The 24,744-nt window shown below is 49.9% G+C and carries 21 protein-coding genes and 1 riboswitch; of the genes, 13 read left to right on the top strand and 8 right to left on the bottom strand.

Going from position 1 to position 24,744, the window contains the following annotated elements:
• Positions 1 to 447 precede the first annotated feature (447 nt).
• The 7 genes from AB5542_RS18140 to nfo all read right to left on the bottom strand — a co-directional run bounded on the left by AB5542_RS18140 (position 448) and on the right by nfo (position 9,919).
• Positions 448 to 1,059, bottom strand: coding sequence for a porin family protein (locus AB5542_RS18140; RefSeq protein ID WP_087419984.1), 612 nt, complete (start codon positions 1,057 to 1,059; stop codon positions 448 to 450).
• A 276-nt stretch (positions 1,060 to 1,335) separates the two neighbouring features.
• A complete protein-coding gene (locus tag AB5542_RS18135; protein WP_270542459.1) occupies positions 1,336 to 2,925 on the bottom strand; it encodes a S41 family peptidase in 1,590 nt (529 codons plus the stop codon).
• A gap of 98 nt (positions 2,926 to 3,023) precedes the next feature.
• A complete protein-coding gene (locus tag AB5542_RS18130) occupies positions 3,024 to 3,515 on the bottom strand; it encodes a metallophosphoesterase family protein (RefSeq protein ID WP_087419982.1) in 492 nt (163 codons plus the stop codon).
• Positions 3,516 to 3,684: 169 nt separating this feature from the next.
• Positions 3,685 to 6,759 carry an AAA family ATPase gene (locus AB5542_RS18125; RefSeq protein ID WP_279040397.1) on the bottom strand — a complete coding sequence of 1,025 codons (3,075 nt, stop codon included), beginning with the start codon at positions 6,757 to 6,759 and terminating at the stop codon, positions 3,685 to 3,687.
• A 101-nt stretch (positions 6,760 to 6,860) separates the two neighbouring features.
• A complete protein-coding gene (locus tag AB5542_RS18120) occupies positions 6,861 to 8,099 on the bottom strand; it encodes an exonuclease SbcCD subunit D (RefSeq protein WP_279040399.1) in 1,239 nt (412 codons plus the stop codon).
• 3 nt (positions 8,100 to 8,102) lie between these two features.
• Positions 8,103 to 9,077, bottom strand: coding sequence for a transglutaminase domain-containing protein (locus AB5542_RS18115; protein WP_279040401.1), 975 nt, complete (start codon positions 9,075 to 9,077; stop codon positions 8,103 to 8,105).
• Positions 9,074 to 9,919, bottom strand: a complete 846-nt coding sequence (gene nfo / locus AB5542_RS18110; RefSeq protein ID WP_279040403.1) for a deoxyribonuclease IV — start codon at positions 9,917 to 9,919, stop codon at positions 9,074 to 9,076. The genes AB5542_RS18115 and nfo overlap by 4 nt, the downstream gene beginning before the upstream one ends.
• A 301-nt stretch (positions 9,920 to 10,220) precedes the next feature.
• Between nfo and AB5542_RS18105 the strand changes: the two genes are divergently transcribed.
• The 5 genes from AB5542_RS18105 (at position 10,221) to AB5542_RS18085 (ending at position 14,615) form a co-directional block, all read left to right on the top strand.
• The gene (locus tag AB5542_RS18105) at positions 10,221 to 10,901 is read left to right on the top strand and encodes a hypothetical protein (protein WP_279040404.1); all 681 of its coding nucleotides are present in this window, start codon (positions 10,221 to 10,223) and stop codon (positions 10,899 to 10,901) included.
• 19 nt (positions 10,902 to 10,920) lie between these two features.
• Positions 10,921 to 11,415 carry a hypothetical protein gene (locus AB5542_RS18100; RefSeq protein WP_118305854.1) on the top strand — a complete coding sequence of 165 codons (495 nt, stop codon included), beginning with the start codon at positions 10,921 to 10,923 and terminating at the stop codon, positions 11,413 to 11,415.
• Positions 11,416 to 11,641: 226 nt separating this feature from the next.
• A complete protein-coding gene (locus AB5542_RS18095) occupies positions 11,642 to 12,346 on the top strand; it encodes a hypothetical protein (RefSeq protein ID WP_279040407.1) in 705 nt (234 codons plus the stop codon).
• A 13-nt stretch (positions 12,347 to 12,359) separates the two neighbouring features.
• Positions 12,360 to 12,854, top strand: a complete 495-nt coding sequence (locus AB5542_RS18090) for a hypothetical protein (RefSeq protein WP_087419976.1) — start codon at positions 12,360 to 12,362, stop codon at positions 12,852 to 12,854.
• A 183-nt stretch (positions 12,855 to 13,037) separates the two neighbouring features.
• Positions 13,038 to 14,615, top strand: coding sequence for a peptide chain release factor 3 (locus AB5542_RS18085; protein ID WP_270542471.1), 1,578 nt, complete (start codon positions 13,038 to 13,040; stop codon positions 14,613 to 14,615).
• A 53-nt stretch (positions 14,616 to 14,668) separates the two neighbouring features.
• On the opposite strand, the gene AB5542_RS18080 is transcribed toward AB5542_RS18085, so the two are convergent.
• Positions 14,669 to 15,391, bottom strand: a complete 723-nt coding sequence (locus AB5542_RS18080) for a hypothetical protein (protein ID WP_279040410.1) — start codon at positions 15,389 to 15,391, stop codon at positions 14,669 to 14,671.
• Between the two features lie 413 nt (positions 15,392 to 15,804).
• On the opposite strand from AB5542_RS18080, the gene AB5542_RS18075 reads away from it, so the two are divergent.
• The 8 genes from AB5542_RS18075 (at position 15,805) to AB5542_RS18040 (ending at position 24,642) form a co-directional block, all read left to right on the top strand.
• Positions 15,805 to 16,134, top strand: a complete 330-nt coding sequence (locus tag AB5542_RS18075; protein WP_118305091.1) for an MGMT family protein — start codon at positions 15,805 to 15,807, stop codon at positions 16,132 to 16,134.
• Positions 16,135 to 16,207: 73 nt separating this feature from the next.
• Positions 16,208 to 16,354, top strand: a riboswitch (TPP riboswitch).
• A gap of 191 nt (positions 16,355 to 16,545) precedes the next feature.
• Positions 16,546 to 16,746: a sulfur carrier protein ThiS gene (thiS, locus tag AB5542_RS18070; protein ID WP_087419968.1), complete on the top strand. Its 201-nt coding sequence runs from the start codon at positions 16,546 to 16,548 to the stop codon at positions 16,744 to 16,746.
• 61 nt (positions 16,747 to 16,807) lie between these two features.
• Positions 16,808 to 18,568: a phosphomethylpyrimidine synthase ThiC gene (thiC, locus tag AB5542_RS18065; protein WP_118304979.1), complete on the top strand. Its 1,761-nt coding sequence runs from the start codon at positions 16,808 to 16,810 to the stop codon at positions 18,566 to 18,568.
• Positions 18,569 to 18,888: 320 nt separating this feature from the next.
• Positions 18,889 to 20,889, top strand: a complete 2,001-nt coding sequence (locus AB5542_RS18060) for a thiamine phosphate synthase (protein ID WP_279040414.1) — start codon at positions 18,889 to 18,891, stop codon at positions 20,887 to 20,889.
• A 139-nt stretch (positions 20,890 to 21,028) separates the two neighbouring features.
• On the top strand, positions 21,029 to 21,793 hold the full coding sequence (locus tag AB5542_RS18055) for a thiazole synthase (RefSeq protein ID WP_034503127.1): 765 nt from the start codon (positions 21,029 to 21,031) through the stop codon (positions 21,791 to 21,793).
• 216 nt (positions 21,794 to 22,009) lie between these two features.
• Positions 22,010 to 23,119 carry a 2-iminoacetate synthase ThiH gene (gene thiH, locus AB5542_RS18050; protein WP_279040415.1) on the top strand — a complete coding sequence of 370 codons (1,110 nt, stop codon included), beginning with the start codon at positions 22,010 to 22,012 and terminating at the stop codon, positions 23,117 to 23,119.
• Positions 23,120 to 23,256: 137 nt separating this feature from the next.
• Positions 23,257 to 23,862 carry a recombinase family protein gene (locus AB5542_RS18045; RefSeq protein WP_027202688.1) on the top strand — a complete coding sequence of 202 codons (606 nt, stop codon included), beginning with the start codon at positions 23,257 to 23,259 and terminating at the stop codon, positions 23,860 to 23,862.
• A gap of 33 nt (positions 23,863 to 23,895) precedes the next feature.
• Positions 23,896 to 24,642, top strand: coding sequence for a HesA/MoeB/ThiF family protein (locus AB5542_RS18040; protein WP_279040418.1), 747 nt, complete (start codon positions 23,896 to 23,898; stop codon positions 24,640 to 24,642).
• The last annotated feature ends 102 nt before the right edge of the window (positions 24,643 to 24,744 follow it).

The raw sequence follows: 24,744 nt of genomic DNA, 5'->3' as shown, positions 1-24,744 counted from the left end.
ACAGTCCCTGCAACCAGTCCCCACTTTACGGGTCTGACAACCACTTTACACTATCATTTTTTGATTCGTTAAACGAACCTTTTTTGATATTACAAATGTAGTTATTTTCTTTTAATTACCAAAAAAGTTGTCATAAGGTTTAATATGTTTGTAATCAATGGTTAAACGATAGTAATTGTTCTTCGAGCATGACTTTCTAAAAGTCGTTTTGGACGATCTCTATAAACCTTCGTTAAATAATACTCGAAACAAGCCCTAGTTTCATACCTAAATCACACCTTCCAAGCCTCAAAATCAGTCTTATTAATTATTTTAGTTGACTTACAAGCAACAACACGATATTAAATAAAAAGACCGCACCTGAATATTCAAAGTGCGGTCTTTTCAGTAAAACTCATCTATCTCACGTCATGAAACTTACGAGTTTCTATATTCCACGGTAAACGCCTAGAATTTCCAACCGGCTGATAACTGGAACACCCGATTCTGGTTATTACCACCGAATTTATCTTTCTCGATCACGTTCGTCAACCCCAAATTGTAACGGGCAGAAACAACCAATCCCATGTTGAAATCGTAAGACAACCCCATAGCAAAACTCAAATCCACCGTGTTTAAATGATCAATATCCGTTTTCACTTCCGTTCCCCCGGATTTTGTTTTATTCTTACCATTCAAGGCAAAACCCAGTTGCGGCCCGAGATCAACGCTAACCCCTTCCCAAACATAAAATTTAGCCAAAACAGGAATATTCAAATAATTCACGCGGGCCCATGTCTTCACACCCCCGGACTTTCCTTTATCTCCTTGACGAGAATAGATCAACTCCGTCTGCAAACCGAAAAGATCATTAAATTTAAACTCGGCAAAAGCTCCTAGATGGAAACTAAACTTACTCTTGTTCAAACCGTCACTGATACTTGCCACGTTAAACCCGAACTTCGGACCAAAATAGAATTCCGTCCCGGTTAAACCTTCCACCTTGTTTTTAAACGACGTTTGGGCCTGCACGCTACCTAACATGACCATGGCAAGCACCACTAATAAAAACTTCTTCATTCCACTAAATTTAAGGTTAATATGGTAGAACTGAAAAACTCGTTTTTCAGTTCGGTTACAAGTTAACAGGTTACAAGTTACAGGTTAAAATACCCTATACACGCCATAACTGTTAACATTAATAAATATTTGCAACAAAAAACAGGCCAAAAGATCAAACTTAAAAACTCATTTTTTAGTTCGCTTACAAATTAACAGGTTACAAGTTGAGGCCCAAATATTCAAATCCCCGAAACCTGTAACCTGCCAACCTGCAACTTATCAAGTAACGTCCCGTTACTTGATAATCTTCCCATACGTCCCGTCATGCAATGCCTTCACGGCAGCTTTCAGTATCTTGTTCTCCTCGTTGGAGATTCGGTACAACTCGTTCATATTCCAAAGATCACGGGCAATCAGCGACTTCACGAACAACTTGATTTCCGGCACGATCGGGGTGAAAAGTTTCTCATCCTTCTTCACGCCTTGTTTCTCGCCGTTTTTCACGATCTCATCAATCATATCACTTGTCACCTGGAAATTCTTCTGGAACATCTCGAACTTCGGGTATTTCTTTTTAAGCGACTCCCGGTTCTTGTCCACGTAATTCAACACATATTCATTGATCACGCCCTTTGCCAGCAAACGATTAAAGTAGCTGTAATTGATCCCCGTGTCAATCGGTACAAACACGTCAGGAATAATACCACCCCCACCGTAAACCAGACGATGATCCTTCTTCGTGTAATATTTCGTGGAATCCGTCAACTCGATACTATCGGCACTGAACATCTCGCCACTATTATACCGTTCGAACACCTCGGCCTGATAATCCTTCCCCTTGTAAGGTTTCTGGATGCACCGACCCGACGGTGTGAAGTAATGCGACACCGTCAGACGAACCATAGAACCGTCCGTCAACGGGAACTGCCGTTGCACAAGTCCCTTACCGAAAGAACGACGTCCCACGATCAACCCACGGTCCCAATCCTGCACCGCTCCCGACACGATTTCGCTGGCAGAGGCCGAGTTCCCGTCAATCAACACGACCACCCGGCCGTCTTGGAACAACCCGGCCGGTGTGGACGACTCGCCCATACGCCCGAAAGCGGGACTATCCGTGTACACGATCAACTTCTCCCCGTCAAGCAAATGATCGGCCAAACCGATAGCGGCACCCATGTAACCGCCCCCGTTTCCTTGCAGGTCGATAATCAGGTCTTTCATACCCTGCGCTTTCAATTCGGTCACGGCCTTTTCAAATTCTTCCACCGTGGTTGCGGCAAAACGGGCAATCTTGATATATCCAATATTCTTATCGATCATGTAAGAGGCATCAACGCTATAAATCGGAATCATGTCACGTGTGATATTGAAATCAATGATCTCACCGCCTCTCTTCACTTTCACCTTCACGATAGACCCTTTCTCTCCTTTCAGCCGTTTCCGCACGTCCGTGTTGCTAATCCCGATTCCGGCGATATTCTCCCCGTCAACGGCAATAATTCGGTCTCCGGCCAGCAAGCCCACCTTCTCGGAAGGTCCCCCGGCAACCACATCCACGACCAGCAACGTATCGTTAAGCACGTTAAACTGTATCCCGATCCCAAAAAAGCCCCCGTCCAGCGGTTCATTCGCTTCTTCAACCTCTTCTTTGGAAATATACACGGAATGAGGGTCCAAATCAGCCAGTACCTTCACGATGGCATCTTCCGTCAATTTCTTCAGATTCACGGTATCCACGTAAGCGGCATCAATCATTTGCATTAATCGCTGGTACTTAATCGCTTGTTCCTGCACCTCACGGGGCTTTCGTTGCGCGTCAGCATTTTCCCAACTCAAACAGGCGATTAGCAATGCAACCGCCGATAGTAATACTCTTTTCATACTTTATTATATACTTTATGTTCTTCCTATTCTACGTGTAATTTGCACAAATGTAACAAACAGAAAGCATTAAATGTCCTAACAGACTCTTAAATTATTTATTTTTCCAACTCGATCAATTCAAGGTTTTCAATCCGTTCCCCATTAATCTCGAAACGGGCTGCAGTCCGTACCGTGTGGAACCCGAATTTCCCGGCTGCCCCCGGATTGATATGCAGGCATCCCAACGCCTGATCATACTTCACTTTTGCAATATGCGAGTGACCGCACACGAAAAGCTGCGGGCGTTCCCGCCGCAACGTCTCCGCAATCTTCCGGTCATAATGCCCCGGGTAACCTCCGATATGAGTGATGACCACTTTCACGTTCTCGCAATAAAACACCTCTTTTTCCGGGAATATCCGGCGTAATATACCCCCGTCAATATTCCCGTACACGGCGTGTAACGTGAACCGTTTCGCCAGTGCATCCGTAATCGCCACGTCCCCGATGTCCCCGCAATGCCACACTTCGTTACAATCCTTGAAAAACTCCACGATCTTCGGGTCCAACCACCCGTGAGTATCTGATAACAAACCGACCTTTACCATATTCAATTAAGTTTATAAAGTTCATAAGGTCCATAAAGTTAATAAAGTGACGGGTGTCCTTTGAACTGTGCTTATCGGCAGCTCAAGCTGCCGCCAGTAAAGCGCCCGCGGGGTCCATTAAACTTTATGAACCTTACAAACTTTACAAACCTTATGAACTCTTTCATTTTCAATTTTCAATTATCACCACGCTTCCCCTCTCCACCGTGTTCTCCACGAATAAACATGCCGGAACCTCCTGCTGCATTTCCTCGACATGGGAGATCAGCCCGACCACCCGGTTCTCGGCCCGCAAAGATTTCAAGGTTTCAAAAACGACACTCAACGACTCCCGGTCCAGCGAACCGAACCCCTCATCCAGAAAGAAAAAGTTCTGGCTACTCCCTGTCAGATGGCGGATATTATCCGTCAATGCCAGTGCCAGAGACAACGAGGCTTGGAACACCTGTCCCCCGGAAAGCGTGCGGGCGCTCCTCACCCGTCCCTCGTTCATGAAATCACGTACCACGAAATCATTTTCCTCGCTCAACTCCAGTTTCAAGCGCTGGCGGGTCATCCGGTAAAAACGCTCGTTCGCCGCGTTACAGAGATTCTGCAAGTAAATCGACGAAACGAACTTCACGAAATCATTTCCCCGGAACAACCCCTTCAACATCTGCAAATTCGTCAACCGCAACTCCAAACCTTCCAACTCCCGCCCAATCTTCTCCCGGGCCGCCACACGGGTTTCCATATCCTTGATCTGGTTCCCTAAAGCTCCCTGTTCTGCCAGCATCTCCCGTTCCCGTACCAGCGCAGCCTCCACCCGTTGACATAGCGCAACGTGTTCTTCCTCGTTATAAGACACCCCGGCAAGCAACACCTCCAACTCCGCTTTCCGAACCTGCACGGCGTGAACCTGCTCCCGGTAACGGTTAATCTCTCCCCGCACCCCGGGCAAATCCAGCTTAGCGGCCAGCACCTCCCGAACCGCAGCCAGATCGGGATAAGCCGAATCTTTCAACAAACGATTCAGTTCCTGTACTTCCTCTTCCAATTCCTGCTGCAAACGGGTCACCTCCTTACTTTTTTCCTCCACGCTCCCTTCCCACTTCCGGAAGTCCGCCTCGATCACCTGCAACCGAGCGGCATCCCGTTGATAATCCCGCCCGACCTGCTCGAAACGCTGCCTACATCCTTCCAGCTCCTTACCGACTTCCGTGTCGGGCAACCCCTCGTACTCCTTTTCATCGAACCCGGCCTGCTGCTCCCGCAACAACTCGGCCTGTGAATCCCGCTGCACGATCTCCAGGCTGATTTCGTCAAGACGGGCGACGTACTTTTCAAGATTCACTCGTTTCTGCTCGATGCTCTTCTCCGTATTCCCGCATACCGTCTCCCGCTCCCCTTTCTCTTTATTCAAGAGTGCCACCCGGTTCATCTCATCTGTCAAGTGCTGCATATTATCGGGAGTAAACCCTTCCCACGTGAAACAGGTCAGATGCTCCCGTAACCGTTCCCGCACAACAGCCTGCTGTCGGGTGATTTGTTCTTTCCGTTCCCCTGCCGATCGCAACCGTTCCCCGATCACGGCCAGACGGGACATCATCCGTTCCAACATCTTCCCTTCTTCCTCCAAGCCCGCAACACGGTCGGCCTTCTCCTTCAACTCCCCCTCGACTTCCGTGGCGTGCAAGGGTGCGGGATGCGACAAGGCCCCGCAAAGGGGACAAGGTTCACCCTCCGACAACTCCCTCGCAAAATCCACCAATCGCTGGCGGGTACTTAAATGTAACCACTCCTCCCGCATCTTTTGCACGGTGGCGGCAAGTTGTTCCTGCCTCTCCCGGCAAGCCTCCTGCAACACCTCGTATGTCATGGCCTGTAACGCCCCAAACGCGGGATATTGCTCCTGCACCATCCGCACCTCCCCTTCCTCCCGGGCGATTTCCTTATCCACCCCGACTAACTCCTCCTGCCAACGGGTCAACTCTTCCCGGAGATGCTGTTGTATATTATACCATTCCCGAATGTCCGATAACATCTTCATATCGGGAATCGACTGGTTTAACTGCTCTAACCTCTCTTTCTGTTCTCGTAACCGCTCCTGCAACTCCTCGATCTCCCGCCTCGTCGCCACCACGATTTCTTCACCCTTGCGGTGTCGCTCCTTCAATTCATCCTGCTCCTTGCTTATCGTACGTAAATGCAGCAACCGTTCCAATTGTCCGGCACGCTCTTTCAACACATCCCGTCCCTCGTATGCCTGTTTCAATTGAGAGAATTGCCCGGAGAAACGGGTAAGCTCGGCCTGTTTAGCGGTCAGTTGCTCCCGGTAACCGGACAGCACCCGTACAGACTCTGCCAACCGCCGCCCCGTCTCGTCGTGACGGCTCAACGGTTGCTGGAACTGTTGCAAACATCGCTCGTACTCGTCCACGCGAGCCTGCAAACCCGCCATCGCCTGCCGTCGTTCCAACAGCTTTCGTTCCTCTTCCTGTCGTGCCACCCGCTCGTCGGTGAGTTGTTTCACTTTCTTCCCCTTCTCCACTTGCTCCTGCCCCTCGTGAATCTCTTTTTTCACCCCGGCAATCTCTTCCTGCAAGGCCGCGTAACGCTGTTTCCGCTCGGCCAACTGCTCTCCGTTCACCTCGCCCAATCCCGTGAGTTGTCCCCGCAAATCGATCACCCGCCGGGTCGTCTCCCCCTCCAGGTAAGCCACCCGCCCACCCAGATCGTAGCGCCGGAGTTCCCCGAAAAGCTCCATCATCATATCGGTACGCTCCTTGTCCCGCAACATCAGGAACTCCTGAAACTTCCCCTGCGGGATAATCACCACCCGCTTGAAATTCTGTGCCGTCAGCCCGATCGCCCCGACCACTTCTTCCCGCATACAGGGCAACCACTCGTCACCCTCCCACACGTGGTAAAGGTATTTCGGCGAACTCACGTCAGCGAACCTTTTCTTGTTCCGCCTACACTCCACCGTCGCCCGGTACAATCGTCCGTCCTCTCCCGCCCAGAACTCGAAGTCCACGAACAGGCGGTCGGATTGCAGGTTCATCACGTTATATTTCACGTCATTACTCAAACGGTCAATCGTACCGTAAATGGCATAGATCATCGCCTCCAATATCGTCGATTTTCCGCTCCCCACCGGACCGAATATCCCGAACAACCGGGCCTCCGTCAATCGAGTAAAATCTATCGTCTGGCGCTCCCGGTAGGAGTAAATACCTTCAAGGGTTAATTTAACGGGCAACATAGGAAATTGAAAATTAAAAATGATAGAACCTGTAACTTACCGAAGACAAACACGGGGGATAATTTAGAAAGTTTCATCTTTTAGTTTTTAACTTTTATCTTTTAACTGTCACTTTTCCTCGAATCGCCATCCATCGACAACGCTTCGCGGAAAAGTGACCTGATTTCTTCATTCGGTTCCTGTCCCTTGCGCTGGCGGAAGTACTCGGCAAAGAGGGCGTTAACGTCCGAGCGCAAGTCGTGGATAGAAGCCACTCGATCGTTCACGAGAGAAGCGTCACGCACATCCGGGATGATACAAACAATACCGTCATGCGCGGCGTGCAGGGATTTTACTTCTTGCGCCGTGAGGAAAGTATCCGTGGCAACGGTCAGTTCCACCCACGTATCGGGATGTTCCGCAAGCCATTGCAAGGCAGCCTCCACCCCCTCGAAACGACGACGCACCAAGGGACGCCCGCTCATCAGCCGACGCTTCCTGATACGAGCCGGACATCCCGGTTCAAGGTCCACGAGCGTCACGTATTTATCCTGCTCGGCCTCGCTGAAACTGTAACTCAAGGGACTGCCGCTATATACTGCGGGACAAGGCTCCGTGTCCACCGTTTGCCGGCGATGCAAGTGTCCCAGCGCAACGTACTGTATGGCGGGGGGAATCAACGAAGTATAGACGACATCGGCACCACCGATATTGATCGGTCGCTCGTCCTCCGGCTCTTCGGGCAACTCACCGCCCTCCCTCGCCATGAAAAGATGGGCCACCAACAGGTTCACCCCCTCCGTGTCGCAATACTTGTCGGCCAACCCTGCCCAGTGATCCCGCAGGAAAACCCGCAACCCCTCGTCAGCATCCTCCGCACCCATGTAGCGCTTGGCCCGTTGCCCGTTCGTGTAAGGGGTAAGTAGCACCCGCAACGAGTAATCGAACCCCGGTAAGCGGAACTCGGCAAACCCCTCGTCCGACCGGACCAACGTCACCCCGCCTTCCGTTTGCGTCTCCCGCGACACGATCATCGGGTTCCCGGCAAAGAAAATCCCGCTCTCCCGTGCCAACACGTCGGGCGAATCCACCCGGTCCGGTGAATCGTGATTCCCGGCAATAGCCACCACCAAACGCTGCCCACCCCGTGCCAACCGATGCAACGTGCGGTAAAGCAACTCGATCGCCTCCACGGGTGGGTTAAACGTGTCGAACAAGTCCCCCGCCACGATCACCGCATCCGCGGCCTCCTCGTCAGCCACCCGCACGATCTCGTCCATCACGGCCACTTGCTCCCCGGCACGCTCCCGGTCATTCAACCGCTTTCCAAGGTGCCAGTCTGAAGTATGTAATATTTTCATCCTCTATTTAATTAGAGCCTCCACGTTCCGGAGTCCCTCGTCAATACTCTCTTTCACGCCGGGCAAATCCCTAGCGTACTCTTCCGCAATCCTGAAATACTCCCTCGCCCGGGTCAACACGGCCCGCGTCTTCCGGTTATAATTCAACAGGAAAACCGCCTCGTTATAGTACGTCACCGCCATCACCTCCTTGTTCCGCGGGTTAAAACGGTTCGCCCGCCAGGCAAAAAGCATCTGTCGTTCATCCCTCGGCAAGCGCCGGAAAGCCGCAATACTATCCGTGTAATTATAATAATCTCCCCGCTCGCCATCCGCCAAATTTCCCTCGATAAAAGCGTCCATGGCGTACGGCCTGTCGGTCAACTGCCACGCCGGATCAGCCGGCATATGAGTGGTCAGAAATTGCTTTCCCCGTGTCAACACATATTCCGAGTTCCAGTGCCGTCTGAACACCCATTCCCCCGCCGCATCTCTCCCCAACGCTCCCACGGCCCACATCATATCGACGTGCCACCACTCTCCCGCCACTCGCACAGCGTTCCACACGTGATTCGTCCGCTGACACGTTTCTCCACGCTCCCGACCATCCTCCGCCACGTACCCTTCCACCCGCTCGTTCTCGATCCCCAGCCTGTTGCATAACTCCCCGAACAACCCCGTGAAATCCCCGCAAATTCCTTTCCTCTCCTTCAACACCTCGCGGTAATCCCCGTCCGGCCCTCCCGTGAGGAACTTCCCGGCGTCAATCGCCATATACTCACGGAACCATCCCGCCAGCACGATCACTTTCTCCCGTTCCGTCCGTCCCCACCGGGTCACGCTATCGACAAGCGCCTCCACGCTCACCTCACCGGGGAGGCTCCCTCCTCGTTCAAGCATACCCTCTTCCCCCGACAAGACTTGTGCCACGAGAGGCATCCCCGAAAGGACAACTACCGCTGTCAACAACCATTTCACAGACGCACGCACCGGTATCATTTCACGAAACCCTTCAACATCCGTATTTCCTCCGGCCACAACGCCTCGTCTGGCGTTTCCAGTATCAATGGAATACCGTCAAAACGTTCGTCCTCCATGATCCACTTGAAAGGCTCTATGCCCAACGTTCCTTTTCCCAAACTATCGTGGCGGTCCACCCGTGAACCCAGCTCTTTTTTGGCATCGTTCAGGTGCATACCCCGCAGGTACTTGAACCCGATCACGTTGTCGAAATGCTCGAACGTCTCGGTGAATCCTCCCGATGTCGCCAAATCATAACCCGCGGCAAAAGAATGACAGGTATCAATGCAGACGCCCACCCGACTCTTGTCCTCCACCCGGTCGATAATATAGGCGATCTGCTCGAACGTGTAGCCAAGATTCGATCCCTGTCCCGCCGTGTTCTCGATCACCGCTGTCACGCCACGGGTCTTATCCAGCGTCAAGTTGATCGACTCCGCGATCAGCGCCAGACATTCCTCGTCGCTGATCTTCTTCAACGTGCTGCCGGGGTGAAAATTCAACCGATCCAGCCCCAACTGCTCGCAGCGCTGCATCTCGTCGAGGAAAGCCTCCCGCGACTTCTCCAACGCCTCCGCGTCCGGGTTACCGAGATTAATCAAATAACTGTCGTGCGGCAATATCTGTCGAGGCGTGTACCCGAATTCCTCGCAGCGTTCTTTGAACAGCGCAATACTCTCCGCCGTCAGCGGTGCCGCCTTCCACTGCCGCTGGTTCTTCGTGAACAAGGCAAAAGCCGTCGCCCCGATCTCGTGGGCGTTCAACGGCGCGTTCTCCACTCCTCCCGATGCACTCACGTGCGCTCCTATATACTTTTCCATAGCTTACTTTTTATATTATATGCAAAGCTACGATAAAGAATTGAAAGTAAAAATTCACCCCTGCCAAATTTTGGGTTACAAGTTGATACCTATCTCCTCCAAAATGAAGTACCCCCTGAAATTGGAGGAAGTGTAGCTTGTAGCCACTTCATAAGACTTGTTAGGCAACTTCTTTTTACAAAGAATCAAATAAAAAATAGCAATCGTTGTACCCTGTTTTCTCTATTTATTCGTTTTAAAAGAAGATTGTAATTTTATCATGATAATATAAACCAATAACTATGAAAAAATCATTATTCTTTTGTTACTACCGTGGGTATTTTCATGTTCCAATGAAAATTCATTCCCCTTCGAAGAAGAAATTATAGAAGAAAACGATGAAAGTCTATCTCGGTCTTATACCTTATATTGGGATATTTCAAATACTTGTGAATTAATTCTTCAAGAACCTATAAATGAAATTCTTTCTGAAATAATGAATATTCCAGAATATGAATATATGTATGATTTAATACTTATAAATAACACGAAAATAAACTATATTTATATATACCAAGACAACCATAATTCTGTTGCCGCTTATCAACCAGAATTCAAAATGATGTATTTTCGAGATGAATATGTTGTTCATGACGCTTTTCCTGAAGAATTCATACATTTTATACAAGATTTAGCTTACGATGGTATTTACGGGAGATCTAAAGCTGACATCGAATTTGAGGCAAAATTCTTCCAAGATTTATTAAATTTAAATAATGGTGCTGTCTTAAGAGGAACAGGGGATCAATATGGGGATTTATACACTAAGTGGATATTAAAAATCTATGACGAATTCTACATAACAGCATTTATTTATGATATTATAATGGAAGGAATATCTGGTCTTACCTATCATGAATTTCTTGAAGATTTTGCCGCAGCCAACACTTCTTATGGAACACCAGAGCATTTTGATCCTCAACTATTAAAATATTTATATTAATAATTTAAACCATATAACCATGAAAAAGATAATTTTACTATTTACCATCCTTATGACTGGCACCTCCGTTTTCGCACAGAAAAACAACGTGGAACGGGAACTAGATAAACGTTCAAAAATAAAGATCGAGAACACGGTCTATAAATACGACCGCACGCTAGAAATTTTACAAGACTCGACGAATGACGAGGCACGCTGGGTCATGAAACGCCGTGAACACTCTAACTTGGAACTAGCCACCGATCGTTCGACTTTTTTCCGTTCCGTGTTCACTGCCGAACGGATCAAGGAATTGAAAGGAAATCGTGTGTATATCAAGCTATTGCTTGATGACAAAGGCAACATCCTCGAGTTTAAGTTTTTCCTGTATAAAGCGCTGGACATCACCATCAATGACCTGCACACGCTAGCGAAAGCCCTAAAGAAAACGAAACTCTTCAAGACACGCCACGACACGGGAGCAGAGGAAGGCGGCGAGATCTGGGTCCTCCCTCTCGTCTTCGACGAACTATGACAGGATTGACACGTGATGCGTTGTCCCTGTCCCCAGGACAATGCGTCATATTATGATATTACCTGCAAAGCTACGATATTGATACCTATCTCCTCCAAAGACTTGTTAGGCAACTTCTTTTTACAAAGAATCGAATAAAAAATAGCAATCGTTGTACCCTGTTTTCTCTATTTATTCGTTTTAAAAAAAGATTGTAATTTTATCGTGATAATATAAACCAATAACTATGAAAAAAATCATTATTCTTTTGTTACTACCGTGGGTATTTTCATGTTCCAATGAAAATTCGTTCCCCTTCGAAGAAGAAATTATAGAAAAAAACGATGAAAGTCTATCTCGGTCTTATACCCTATATTGGGATATTTCAAATACTTGTGAATTAATTCTTCAAGAACCTATAAATGAAATTCTTTCTGAAATAATGTCTATTCAAGAATATAGATATATGTATGATTTAATACTTATAAATGACACGAGAATACAATATATTTATATATACCAAGATGACTATAATTCTGTTGCCGCTTACGAACCTAAATTCAAAATGATGTATTTCCGAGATGAATATGTTGTTCATGACGCTTTTCCTGAAGAATTCATACATTTTATACAAGATTTAGCTTACGATGGTATTTACGGGAGATCTAAAGCTGACATCGAATTTGAAGCAAAATTCTTCCAAGACTGCTTAGGTTTAAATGACGGTATTCCTTTGAGAGGAATAGGTGCTCAATACGGAAAATTGTACATGGACTGGCTATTAAAAATCTTTGATCAATTCTACGTAACGGCACGTGTTTACGATACCATAATGGAAGGAATATCTGGCCTCACTTATGACGATTTTCTTGAAGACTTTGCCACAAAAAACTCTTCTTATGGGATACCAGAGCATTGCGGGGCTCGATTATTAGAATATTTATACAATTAATAAATTACATATTATGAAAAAGACGATTCTACTACTTGCCATTCTTACGATTTGTGCATCCGTTCTAGCACAGAAAAACCGCATGGAACAGGAATTCGGTAAACGTTCAAAAGTAAAAATAGAGAACACGATTTACACGTACGACCGCACTCTACAAATCGTAGAAGACTCGACAAACAATGAGGCTCGCTGGGCCATGAAATGTCGCGAACATTCCAACTTAGAACTAGCTAAAGACCGCTTGGATTTCTTCCGTTCCGTGTTTACCACCGAGCGAATCAAGGAATTGAAAGGGAATCGCGTACATATCATGCTATTGCTTGATGATAAAGGCAACATCCTCGAATTTAGGTTTTTCCTGAGGAATGCACCGGATGTCACCCTCAAAGACCTGCACGCACTAGCAAAAGCCTTGAAAAAAACGAAACTCTTCAAGACACGTCGTGACACGGGCGCAGAGGAAGGCGGCGAGATCTGGACCCTCCCTCTTGTCTTTAGTGATCTGTAACAGGATACAAACGGTTCACGTTATCCCGGGTCTCCTAGTCCCGGGACAACTCTAGTTAATTTAAATAACTATACATAAATACTTTATATCCGTCGTGAACCCCATAGACTTTATTCCCGAGCGTTATAAACTTTCCGAAAAAAAAACTATCTTTGCACCCGCTAAAAAAAACACGTAATAAGCATGGGTTTCAAGGAAGAAATATTAAAACGACGCACGTTCGGTATCATCAGTCACCCCGACGCGGGTAAAACGACCTTAACGGAGAAATTATTGCTTTTCGGTGGCGCCATACACGTGGCAGGAGCCGTGAAGTCGAACAAGATCAAGAAAACGGCCACCTCCGACTTCATGGAAATCGAGCGCCAAAGAGGGATCTCCGTGGCCACTTCCGTCATGGGTTTCGAGTACAAGGACGTGAAGATCAACATTCTTGACACCCCCGGTCACCAGGACTTCGCCGAGGACACGTTCCGCGTGCTGACTGCCTGCGACAGCGTGATCATCGTCGTTGACTCGGCGAAAGGCGTGGAGACGCAGACCCGCAAGTTGATGCAAGTGTGCCGGATGCGCAAAACCCCGGTCATCGTGTTTATCAACAAGCTCGACCGCCCCGGTCAGGACCCGTTCGACCTGCTGGACGAGATCGAGAAAGAATTGCAAATACAAGTCACCCCGTTAAGCTGGCCTATCGGTAACGGCGACCAGTTCAAGGGCATTTACAACATACACCGCGAGAACCTTTGCCTCTACTCGGCAAGCGTGCAGACCATCCAGGATGGCATCGAGATCAACGACATCAATTCCGACGAACTCGACGAGCATATCGGCGAGCGCTCGGCCGACAAGCTGCGGGAAGACCTCGAACTCGTTCGGGAAGTGTACCCTGCCATCGACCGGGAGGCGTACCTTGACGGGCAACTGGCCCCCGTGTTCTTCGGATCGGCACTGAACAACTTCGGTATCCGCGAGATGCTGGATTGTTTCATCGAGATCGCTCCCAGCCCGCTTCCCCGCGAGACGGACGAGCGTCTCGTGCAACCGGACGAGGAGAAATTCACCGGTTTCGTCTTCAAGATCCACGCCAACATGGACCCCAACCACCGCGACCGTATCGCTTTCGTGAAAGTGTGTTCCGGCGTGTTCCGGCGTAACACCAACTACCTGCACGTCGGTCTGGGCAAAAACCTCAAGTTCTCCACCCCCACGGCGTTCATGGCGTCCAAGAAATCCATCATCGACGAGGCGTACCCCGGTGACATCGTGGGTCTTCACGACACGGGTAACTTCAAGATCGGTGACACGCTGACGGAAGGCGAGAAACTTCATTTCAAGGGTATTCCCAGTTTCTCCCCAGAACTCTTCAAATACATCGAGAACGCCGACCCCATGAAATCCAAGCAACTGGCCAAGGGTATCGACCAGCTCATGGACGAGGGGGTGGCTCAATTATTCACGAACCAGTTCAACAATCGTAAGATTATTGGAACCGTAGGTGCGCTCCAGTTCGAGGTTATCGAGTACCGTTTGCTGCACGAGTACAGCGCCGCCTGTCGCTGGGAAAATATCAACCTTTACAAGGCTTGCTGGATCGAGGCTCTCGACCCGAAGGAACTGGAAGATTTCCGTCTCCACAAGGCACAGTACATGGCCAAGGACAAGTGGGGCCGTGACGTATTTCTCGCCGAATCACAGTACATGCTGCAAATGGCGCAAGTGAATTACAAGAAACTGGTGTTCCACTTTACCTCGGAATTTTAGGGTTTATAAGGTTTATAAACCTTATAAACTAGGAAAACATTCAAGGCGCAATCTCACCCTAGAATCTCGTTGGCATCGCAGGCGACACGGAGATAGACGGAAGTGGAAAACTCGTCCTGCCCGGAACCCGCCACGTAGGGATAAAGGTGGACGATCTCGTCCGGGGAGAGGGGCTTGCCGGTTGCCGTCACTGGATCGGGCAGCGTGAACGTGGCTACCCGTCCGACGCGGGTGACGTTGGGCAAGTGAAGTACGCGGGGCGCATCGGGCAAGGAATCGTAGAAGTAGCCGATGACAAGCGTGTCCTTGTCCCTCGTCTCGTTGGGGACGCCGTGGGGTCGCCACTCGATGGTGATCTCCCAGCCGCGACGGGTGACGCGGGTGAAGAGCGGCACGGCGAGCCACCCGACGCTGAATATGAAGGCGCGGAAATTCGCCACGCCGTTCTCGTCGCACGCGGTGCCGTTGACCTTGTGGCAGAGATTCGCAGGAGTCATGTTCGTTGTCTTCGCAAGGGACACCCACGCGTTGAAGTCCTGCAGCTTTCGCATGAGGATTTTCACGAGCCGCGACACGAGGGCGAACACGCTGGCCCGCTGGCGCTGGTTCAAGGTACGGGCGATGCGGCGGCGGTCACGTTCCTCGCTCGACCCGGGGGAGCGTTTGCTACTGCAATGGCATACTTTACCTTTCCGGTAGTACGTGGTCACCCCGTCGCAACGGGTGGTTTCCGGTCGCTTGCCGGCCGGCCGCGTGATTTTTTTCTTCTTTTTCATAACACCTCCTTGTTAAACGTTCCTGTAATCCTCCAACAATGCTTAAAGGCACCTTAACAACAAATATACTAAATTTTCGTTAAATTACCAAATCATGCATGGTAAGTGTTCGCTTTTATATCGAATACTTGTCGAACACTTATCGAACACTTGTCGAACACTTATCGAACACTTGTCGAACACTTACCGAATGACTACCGAAGGTGACGTTAACCTACAGTAAAGATAACCAGTATCTTACACGAGAACTGGCAGGAATCCCATTATTTCTTACTTTTGTCAAGAAAAAAGGCTCTATTTATACCCCCGCACGTTCCTTGATTTCCCACCTTCATGCCCTGACACGAAACGAGCCTGCACGAGCTGTTGTTACCGATAAATTTAATACCTTTACGCTGGAGCAAGAATTGAATATGGACGAAACATTACGGGAATTTTTCAACGACGTGTACGAGATCACCCGGCAGATCCCGCGGGGAAAAGTACTCACCTACGGCAGGATCGCCGCGCTGGCGGGACGACCGCAACACGCCCGGTGGGTAGGCCGGGCAATGGCACAATCCCCGGACGACAAGACGCTCCCCTGCCACCGTGTCGTGAACAGTGCCGGACAGACCGCACCGGGATGGACCGAACAACGGACGCTACTCGAAAACGAAGGGGTCACTTTCCGTCCCAACGGCCACGTGGACATGAAAAAACATTTGTGGGAAATCCTATCAGCCGATGAAGTCACAAGTTAAGGGGTAGCATCTCCTGTAACTTTTTAATACTTGTCGTTGCAGGTATTAAAATTTATCCGTAGCTTTGCCATGAGATATTCTGAAGGGGTGCCTAAGAAGCGAGGGATTTTCCCGACACTTCTACCTGCCACGAGAAGGCAGGGTAATACAACGGGCTGAGATTATACCCATGAACCTGATCCGGGTAATGCCGGCGGAGGGAAAGAGTTATAATACAAGCTGGATTTCATTGTAGACTTCCCGGAAGATTAAAAAAAGTTTAGAATTTAGAGTGGACTACCCCCTCTGGCTCCCCCTTGCACAGGGGGAGGACACGCTACATTGTAACATTGCGGCGTTTCTCGCGTCCGTTTCTCCCCCTGTGTAAGGGGGAGCTAGAGGGGGTAGTTGGAAATTAAAAATTTATATACAATGCAAGTATTTATAAACGATAAATCCTTCGAATGTGCCCCCGGCACGACACTCCCCGAAGTACTGGAAGCCAACGCCATCCCGACAGGCAACATTGCCATCGCCGTAGACTTCAACGTCATTCCCCGTCCCGACTGGGGAAAAACCGTGCTTCAAGATGGTAGCAAAATTATCATCATCAAGGCAGTACAGGGAGGATGAAAGAAAAGATAAAAGTTAAAAACTAAAAGTTGAAAGATAAAATTAGTAAATTAATTAAGATATGAGCCAAGAATTTACCATTTCAAGCGGCCCGCTACCCGGGTCGGAAAAGATTTACGTGAAGGGTGAGATGTTCGACATCGAGGTGCCGATGCGCCGGATTAACCTCACGCCCACGGTTGACACGGACGGGACGAAGATCGAAAACGAGCCTGTCGTGGTTTACGATACATCGGGACCCTACACGGACCCGAACTACACGGTGGACTTGCACAAGGGACTGCCCAAGATCCGGGAACAATGGATTGCCGACCGGAATGACACCGTGAAACTGGAAGGACTGAGTTCCGAGTACGGCCGGGCGCGCCAAAATGATCGCTCGCTCGATGCCTTGCGTTTCGAACACGTGAACACCACGCCGAGAGTGGCGAAACCGGGACACCGCGTGTCGCAGATGTACTACGCCCGTCAGGGAATCATCACCCCGGAAATGGAATACATCGCCATCCGCGAGAACCAGATGGTCGACAAGATCCGGGAGGCCTACAAGAAAGAGAAAGGCGAGCCGCTGGGCGCGAACTTCCCGGAATATATCACCCCGGAATTCGTGCGTCAGGAAGTGGCCGCCGGGCGGGCCATCATCCCCGCGAATATCAACCACCCGGAGAGCGAGCCGATGATCATCGGGCGCAACTTCCTCGTGAAGATCAACGCCAACATCGGGAACTCCCCCATCACCTCGTCTATTTCCGAGGAAGTGGAAAAAGCCGTGTGGGCTTTCCGCTGGGGAGCCGACACGATCATGGACCTGTCGACCGGGAAAAACATCCACGAGACACGCGAGTGGATCATCCGTAACTCGCCCGTACCCGTGGGAACCGTGCCATTGTACCAAGCACTGGAAAAGGTGCGGGGCAAGGTGGAAGACCTCACGTGGGAGATTTACCGCGACACGCTCATCGAGCAAGCCGAGCAAGGCGTGGACTACTTCACGATCCACGCTGGGTTGCGCTGGCACCACGTGCCGCTGACGCTGAAACGCCTCACGGGAATCGTGTCCCGCGGGGGAGCCATCATGGCACACTGGTGTACGACCCACAAGCGGGAAAGTTTCTTGTACGAACATTTCGAGGACATCTGCGAGATTCTCGCCAAATATGACGTCGGGGTATCCATCGGTGACGGGTTGCGTCCCGGTTGCATCGCCGACTCGAACGACGAAGCACAACTTGCCGAGTTGAAAACGCTGGGAGAACTGGCCCGGGTGGCTTCCAAGCATGACGTGCAAGTGATCATCGAGGGACCGGGACACGTGCCGATGCAGAAAATCCGGGAAAATATGCGACTGGAACAGGAATGGTGTGACGAGGCCCCGTTCTACACCCTCGGACCGCTCGTGACGGACATCGCCCCCGGCTACGACCACATCACCTCCGCCATCGGTGGTGCCATGATCGGCTGGTTCGGGACATCCATGCTCTGCTACGTGACCCAGAAGGAACACCTCGGGCTGCCGAACCGGGACGACGTGAAAGAAGGCGTGATTACCTTCAAACTCGCCGCCCACGCCGCCGACCTTGCCAAAGGCCACCCCGCCGCCTACTACCGGGATTACGCCATGAGCAAGGCCCGTTTCGAGTTCCGATGGAAAGACCAGTTCCATCTCGCACTGGATTCTGAAAAAGCCTTGCGTTTCCACGACGAGACGTTACCCGCCGAGGGACACAAAGAGGCTCATTTCTGCTCCATGTGCGGGGAACATTTCTGCTCCATGCGTGCCAGCGAGAAGTTGAGAAAAAAGATAAATGAACAGGAAGAATAAAGTTCATAAAGTCCATAAGGTTTATAAGGTTCGTAAGGTCTATGACGTACTTTGGTAACTTATATTGCTGACGAATGTTAAAACTACCCCCTCTGGCTCCCCCTTACACAGGGGGAGAAACGGATGCGAGAAGTCGCTCCAATGTGACAATGCAGCGCATCCTCCCCCTGTGTAAGGGGGAGTTAGAGGGGGTAGTTAAAACGTTGGCCTTGTGTGGCTGGAATCTAAAATCCCTAAATCTAAAATTAGTAAGGGGTAGTCAGCACGTGCAGAACCTTATAAACTTTATGAACCTTACAAATCTTACAAACCACATACACATGATCGTAATCATCACTCCTCCCCACACCCTGCCTGACGAAGAGTATATCGTGAACAGACTCTTTGAAAGCGGCTTGCACTTGCTGCACCTGCGAAAGCCGGGAGCAGACCGGGACACGCTGGAACATTACATCCGGGGTATCCGGCCGCATTTCCGAGAACGTGTCGTCCTGCACGACCACTTCGAACTGGCTGAAGAGTTCGGGTTAAGAGGGATTCACCTGAAATACAACGAGGCACGGACGTTCACCGGACGGGATCGACTCGCCCACGTGAGCGTGTCGTGTCACTCCTTCGAGGAAATCGACGCTCTGCCTTTCGAGCCGAACTACGTCTTTCTCAGCCCGGTATTTGACAGTATTTCCAAACAGGGATACCCGTCGGCCTTCGCCCCGGAATACCTGAAGGAAAACTTGCAAAAGAGACGCATACCCGTGATCGCCTTGGGAGGTATCACCGCAGAAAAAGTCGCGGAATGCCGGAAAATGGGATTCCGCGGGGTCGCCTTGCTGGGACACGTGTGGGAACAGCCGTCGGAGGCCGTTGCTCGTTTCACCAATATCTTGCCCGACGAGGTGCTAAGTATTGCCGGATTCGACCAAAGTTCCGGGGCCGGGGTGACGGCTGACATCAAGACGTTCGAAAGTTGCCGGGTATATGGACTTGGAACGAGCAGTTCCATCACCTTCCAGAATCAAAACACATACCTCGGGACGAAGTGGCTCACGCCGGACGAGATCATCCGGCAATGCGAAGTCCTGTTCCGGGAGTTCAGCCCCGCTTACGTCAAGATCGGGTTGATCGAAAGTTTCGACACGCTGGAACAAGTGGTGAACTATCTCCGGACGGCTCTCCCCAAGGTAAGGATTATCTGGGACCCGATACTGAAAGCCAGCGCCGGGTTCCAGTTCCATGACGGGGAGAATTTAACACAGTTGCAGGATATACTTCGAGAGATATACCTGATTACCCCGAACACGGACGAGCTGAAAACACTTTTCGGGAATCACCCGGACGTGGAAAGCCTGCAAGCGCTGGCCCGCGGCCTGAACCTCAATATCCTCTGGAAAGGCGGTCATAATGACGGGGCGCTGGCCTCCGACCGACTGGTCACCCCGGACAAGGTGTACACCTTCTCGGTAACACGGGCAAGACACGGGAAACACGGGACGGGATGCGTTCTCTCCTCGGCCATCGCCTCATATCTCACGCTCGGCTATCCCCTCCCCGACGCTTGTCGGCTGGGGCAGCACTACGTGGCGGGATTTATCCGCTCCAACGACACGAACCTGGGGATGCATAACCGTATGGAAAGCACCGCCCCGGAAGTTGACTTGTACCGGATTCCTTTGCAATACATCACCGACCACAAGGAGGGAGTTTCTATTCCCGAACAGGTGGAGGCCGTGTGCAAGGGAGGATGTCGATGGGTGCAACTACGGATGAAAGAGGCTGACCGGGAAGAATTTATCCGTGTCGGACGCACCGTGAAAGAGATTTGTAAACGTCACGGGGCCCTGTTCCTTGTCAATGACAACGTGGACATCGCCCTTGAACTGGATGCCGACGGGGTACACTTGGGAAAAGAGGACATGAATCCCCTCGAAGCACGCCGGATTCTCGGTTACTCGAAGATTATCGGGGGAACGTGCAACACGTTTGATGACGTGGTGACCCGTTTTCGTCAACAGGTAGACTACATCGGTCTGGGACCATTCACGTACACCTCGACGAAAAAGCGTCTCAGCCCGGTCCTCGGTCTCGAAGGCTACCGGAAGATCATGGAGGCCTGCCGGGAAGAGGGCATCTATCTCCCCGTCCACGCCATCGGGGGCATCCGAGAGGATGACATTCAACCGATACTAAACACAGGAGTAACGGGCATCGCCCTCTCTTCCCTGCTTAAAAACAGTGAGGATATAACGGGGAAAACGAGAAAAATGGTGGAACAATTGAAAATAAAAGAACTCCCTCCCCCCTTCGGGGTACTCCCTCTATAAACAGAGGGAGAGTTAAGTTACTCACCATCTTTGGGAAGAGTAACCAGCTCCTCCTCTGTTTATAGAGGAGGTGGCAGCGAAGCTGACGGAGGAGTTCAATCTAAAATCTAAAATCTAAAATCTAAAATCTAAAATTAGTATGGCTTTAAAAATAGCAGACAAAGAATTTACCTCACGCTTATTTACCGGAACCGGTAAATTTGCGTCGAATCAACTGATGGAAGATGCCATCCTGGCATCCGAATCACAACTCGTAACCGTCGCGCTGAAACGCGTGAACATGGACGGTAAGGACGATGATATTCTGGCTCACCTGAAAGCACCTCATATCACCTTGTTACCCAATACTTCCGGCGTGAGAACCGCCAAAGAGGCCGTGTTCGCTGCACAACTGGCGAGAGAGGCTCTCGGCACGAACTGGCTGAAACTGGAAATACATCCCGATCCCAAGTACCTGTTGCCGGACCCGATCGAAACCTTGAAAGCGACCGAGGAATTGGCTAAACTGGGTTTCGTGGTATTACCCTACATTCAAGCAGACCCGGTACTTTGCAAACACCTTGAAAATGCCGGAGCCGCCACCGTAATGCCGCTAGGCGCACCGATCGGCACGAACAAGGGACTGGTGACTCGCGACCTGCTGGAGATCATCATTGAACAGAGTAACGTCCCGGTAATCGTGGATGCCGGAATCGGGGCCCCCTCCCACGCCGCCGCTGCCATGGAAATGGGTGCTGCCGCAGTGCTGGTGAATACCGCTATTGCCGTATCGCCTAACCCGGTAGAAATGGGACGGGCATTTAAACTGGCCGTGGAGGCCGGACGCATGGCATTCGAGGCAAAACTTGCCAAACAATACCGCCACGCACAGGCCAGCTCCCCGTTAACGGCATTTTTGGATTAAATGAGTTCATCAGGTTTATAAGGTTTTGTTTCGTGTGCTAACAACCCCCTCTGGCTCCCCCTTACACAGGGGGAGAAACGAACGCAAGAAGTCGCTTCAATATTTCAATGTAGCGCATCCTCCCCCTGTGTAAGGGGGAGTTAGAGGGGGTTGTTAGCACACGAAACAAAACCTTATAAACCTGATGAACTTTACAAACTTTTAAACATCAAGTAAATGACTTCATTTTACGATACCTTGAAAACCTACGACTGGGACGATGTGAAACAGAACATCATGGATAAGTCGAAAAACGATGCTATCGCGGCAATCAATAACCCGCATCGCACGTTAGATGATTTTATGGCGTTGATCTCCCCGGCGGCAACACCGTTGCTGGAGGACATGGCCGTGGAAGCTAACCGTCTGACTCTGGAAAGATTCGGGAACACGATCCAGTTGTACATTCCCCTGTACGTTTCCAATTACTGCACGAATTTCTGCGTGTACTGCGGTTTCAACCACGATAACGATATTCACCGGAAAATGCTTACTCTCGAAGAGGTACAGGCGGAAACCGACGTCATTACCGGGTGGGGATTCAAGCACCTGTTGCTCGTGTCGGGCGAGGCGCCTGCCGTGACCACGGTGGATTACTACGAAAAAGTGATCCGTGCGGTACGGGACAAGTTCTCGCAAATCGCCCTTGAAGTGCAACCTCTCGACACGGACGACTACACCCGGTTACACGAGGCCGGATTGAGCTTCGTATGCGTGTACCAAGAAACGTATAACGAACAACAATATCCCAAGTACCACCCCAAGGGACGGAAGGCAAATTACCGCTACCGTTTGGAAACTCCCGACAGGGTATGCACGGCCGGGGTTCAGAAAATGGGTATCGGGGCATTGCTCGGTCTGGAAGACTGGCGCACCGACTCGTTCTTCACGGCCCTGCACTTGAAATACCTGGAAAGAACCTACTGGCGTTCCAAGTACTCGATCTCTCTTCCCCGCCTGCGGCCACACGCCGGGGCCTTCATGCCGAAAGACCCGATCAACGACAAGCAGATGGTGCAACTGATATGCGCCTACCGTTTGCTCGACCAGCAAGCCGAAATCTCCGTGTCCACGCGGGAAAGCCGTGAATTCCGGGATCACGTGATGCACTTGGGAGCCACGTCCATGAGTGCCGGGTCAAGCACGGAGCCGGGCGGGTACGTCGTTCCCCACAAGGAACTGGAACAATTTGCCATCAACGATAACCGTACCCCGCAAGAAATGGTCGAGGCCATCAAAGCACAAGGGTATGAACCCGTGTGGAAAGATTGGGACGCTTGGATGTAGTTAACAATAATAGGGTTTGGTAGCCGCCAAACCTTATTATTATATGTTTGATAACTTCTTTTAACTTTTGAAAAACAATAAATATTCTTCTCCTTTTGTTACGTTTGTCTTTTTAATACTCTAAAATCATTTTAATTATGGTAGTTGCATATTTGCGAGTCAGCACAAACAAACAACATTTGGAAAACCAGCAGGAGGAGATCAAGAAATTTGCAGCCCACCGGGGACTTGATATTGACAAGTGGTATCATGACGTTGTCAGTGGAAAAGTACATAGTAATGACCGAAAACTAGGCGATCTTCTGGAATCTTTGCAGGAAGGTGATTGCCTTATCGTCACGGAAGTTTCGCGATTGAGCAGGACATTGATTGACATCATGAATATCATCAATACCTGTATTCAACGTAAAATTGTTCTTCATAGCACGAAAGAAGGATACACTTTCGAGAATAACCTGAACAGTAAAATCCTGGGATTCGCGTTCGGGCTAGTCGCGGAAATCGAACGTAATCTTATATCCATCCGGACAAGAGAGGCTCTCGCGGTAAGAAAGGCCGAGGGAAAAAAACTGGGGCGCCCGTATGGCAGTTGTCCGCAGTTGAACGTGTTGATACAAAACAAGGAGAAGATTATCGAACTCATGGATAACAGCGTACCTTACAAGAAAATAGCCAAGAAATACAAAGTATCCATCTGCACCGTCAACCGATTTGTCAAACAACACATTAACGAAAGCAAGTAACAAGAGTAGAATAAATTAGAATTTTCATTACCGATGCCACTGACCAATCAAGAACAAGAACGTTATAATCGACACATTATCCTACACGACATTAGAATTCAAGGACAAGAAAAAATTAAAGAAACGAGCATACTGGTCGTAGGAGCCGGGGGATTAGGCTCACCTATATTATATTACCTCACGGCAGCAGGAATCGGCCATATCGGCATCATGGACGACGATGTTGTTTCGGAATCCAACCTGCAACGCCAAATATTATACGACACGACTCACGTGGGAACTCCGAAAGTCACCGTCGCCGCCACGAAATTAAAACAATTAAATCCATTCACCCGGATTACACCATATTTTACCCGGTTATCACTGGATAACGCACTGGAAATCATTCCCGAATACGATATTGTCATGGACGCGACAGATAATCTCCACGCCCGTTACCTGATTAATGACGCTTGCGTGAAGCTGGGAAAACCGTTCGTCTACGGCAGCATTTGCGAGTTCAGCGGGCAAGTGTCCGTGTTCAATTACCAGAACGGCCCCACTTACCGGGATCTTTTCGAGTACAATGACGAGATCGAGAATTTCTCGCAACCGCTGGGTGTCATCGGGGCATTACCGGGAATTGTCGGTTCCCTTCAAGCGAACGAGGCAATTAAAATCATACTAGAGAAACCCGGCGTACTTTCCGGGAAATTACTGACTATTGATATATTGAATAACACGTACCTTACTTTTACCATCCGGAAGAAGGAACGAGGGGAGGAATCCCTATTTAAATAAGTTTGTAAAATTTATAAGGTTTGTAAGGTAATGGACCCCTGGCGGGGCGCTTTGTCAATGTCAGCATGCGCTGACATTAAAACTACCCCCTCTAACTCCCCC

The sequence above is a fragment of the Butyricimonas sp. RTP31003st1_G1_RTP31003_210430 genome (assembly GCF_040920905.1).
Lineage (GTDB): Bacteria > Bacteroidota > Bacteroidia > Bacteroidales > Marinifilaceae > Butyricimonas > Butyricimonas paravirosa.
The sequence above is the reverse complement of the archived record's forward strand: the minus strand, read 5'-3'. Positions and strand labels throughout refer to the sequence as shown.

Coding starts and splice junctions, on each gene's coding strand:
- nfo (WP_279040403.1), bottom strand. CDS start 9,919: ATGGAAAAGTATATAGGAGCGCACGTGAGTGCATCGGGAGGAGTGGAG.
- AB5542_RS18115 (WP_279040401.1), bottom strand. CDS start 9,077: ATGATACCGGTGCGTGCGTCTGTGAAATGGTTGTTGACAGCGGTAGTT.
- AB5542_RS18055 (WP_034503127.1), top strand. CDS start 21,029: ATGGCTTTAAAAATAGCAGACAAAGAATTTACCTCACGCTTATTTACC.
- AB5542_RS18100 (WP_118305854.1), top strand. CDS start 10,921: ATGAAAAAGATAATTTTACTATTTACCATCCTTATGACTGGCACCTCC.
- AB5542_RS18075 (WP_118305091.1), top strand. CDS start 15,805: ATGGACGAAACATTACGGGAATTTTTCAACGACGTGTACGAGATCACC.
- AB5542_RS18120 (WP_279040399.1), bottom strand. CDS start 8,099: ATGAAAATATTACATACTTCAGACTGGCACCTTGGAAAGCGGTTGAAT.
- AB5542_RS18060 (WP_279040414.1), top strand. CDS start 18,889: ATGATCGTAATCATCACTCCTCCCCACACCCTGCCTGACGAAGAGTAT.
- AB5542_RS18130 (WP_087419982.1), bottom strand. CDS start 3,515: ATGGTAAAGGTCGGTTTGTTATCAGATACTCACGGGTGGTTGGACCCG.
- thiH (WP_279040415.1), top strand. CDS start 22,010: ATGACTTCATTTTACGATACCTTGAAAACCTACGACTGGGACGATGTG.
- thiS (WP_087419968.1), top strand. CDS start 16,546: ATGCAAGTATTTATAAACGATAAATCCTTCGAATGTGCCCCCGGCACG.
- AB5542_RS18095 (WP_279040407.1), top strand. CDS start 11,642: ATGAAAAAAATCATTATTCTTTTGTTACTACCGTGGGTATTTTCATGT.
- AB5542_RS18045 (WP_027202688.1), top strand. CDS start 23,257: ATGGTAGTTGCATATTTGCGAGTCAGCACAAACAAACAACATTTGGAA.
- AB5542_RS18085 (WP_270542471.1), top strand. CDS start 13,038: ATGGGTTTCAAGGAAGAAATATTAAAACGACGCACGTTCGGTATCATC.
- thiC (WP_118304979.1), top strand. CDS start 16,808: ATGAGCCAAGAATTTACCATTTCAAGCGGCCCGCTACCCGGGTCGGAA.
- AB5542_RS18080 (WP_279040410.1), bottom strand. CDS start 15,391: ATGAAAAAGAAGAAAAAAATCACGCGGCCGGCCGGCAAGCGACCGGAA.
- AB5542_RS18040 (WP_279040418.1), top strand. CDS start 23,896: ATGCCACTGACCAATCAAGAACAAGAACGTTATAATCGACACATTATC.
- AB5542_RS18090 (WP_087419976.1), top strand. CDS start 12,360: ATGAAAAAGACGATTCTACTACTTGCCATTCTTACGATTTGTGCATCC.
- AB5542_RS18125 (WP_279040397.1), bottom strand. CDS start 6,759: ATGTTGCCCGTTAAATTAACCCTTGAAGGTATTTACTCCTACCGGGAG.
- AB5542_RS18135 (WP_270542459.1), bottom strand. CDS start 2,925: ATGAAAAGAGTATTACTATCGGCGGTTGCATTGCTAATCGCCTGTTTG.
- AB5542_RS18140 (WP_087419984.1), bottom strand. CDS start 1,059: ATGAAGAAGTTTTTATTAGTGGTGCTTGCCATGGTCATGTTAGGTAGC.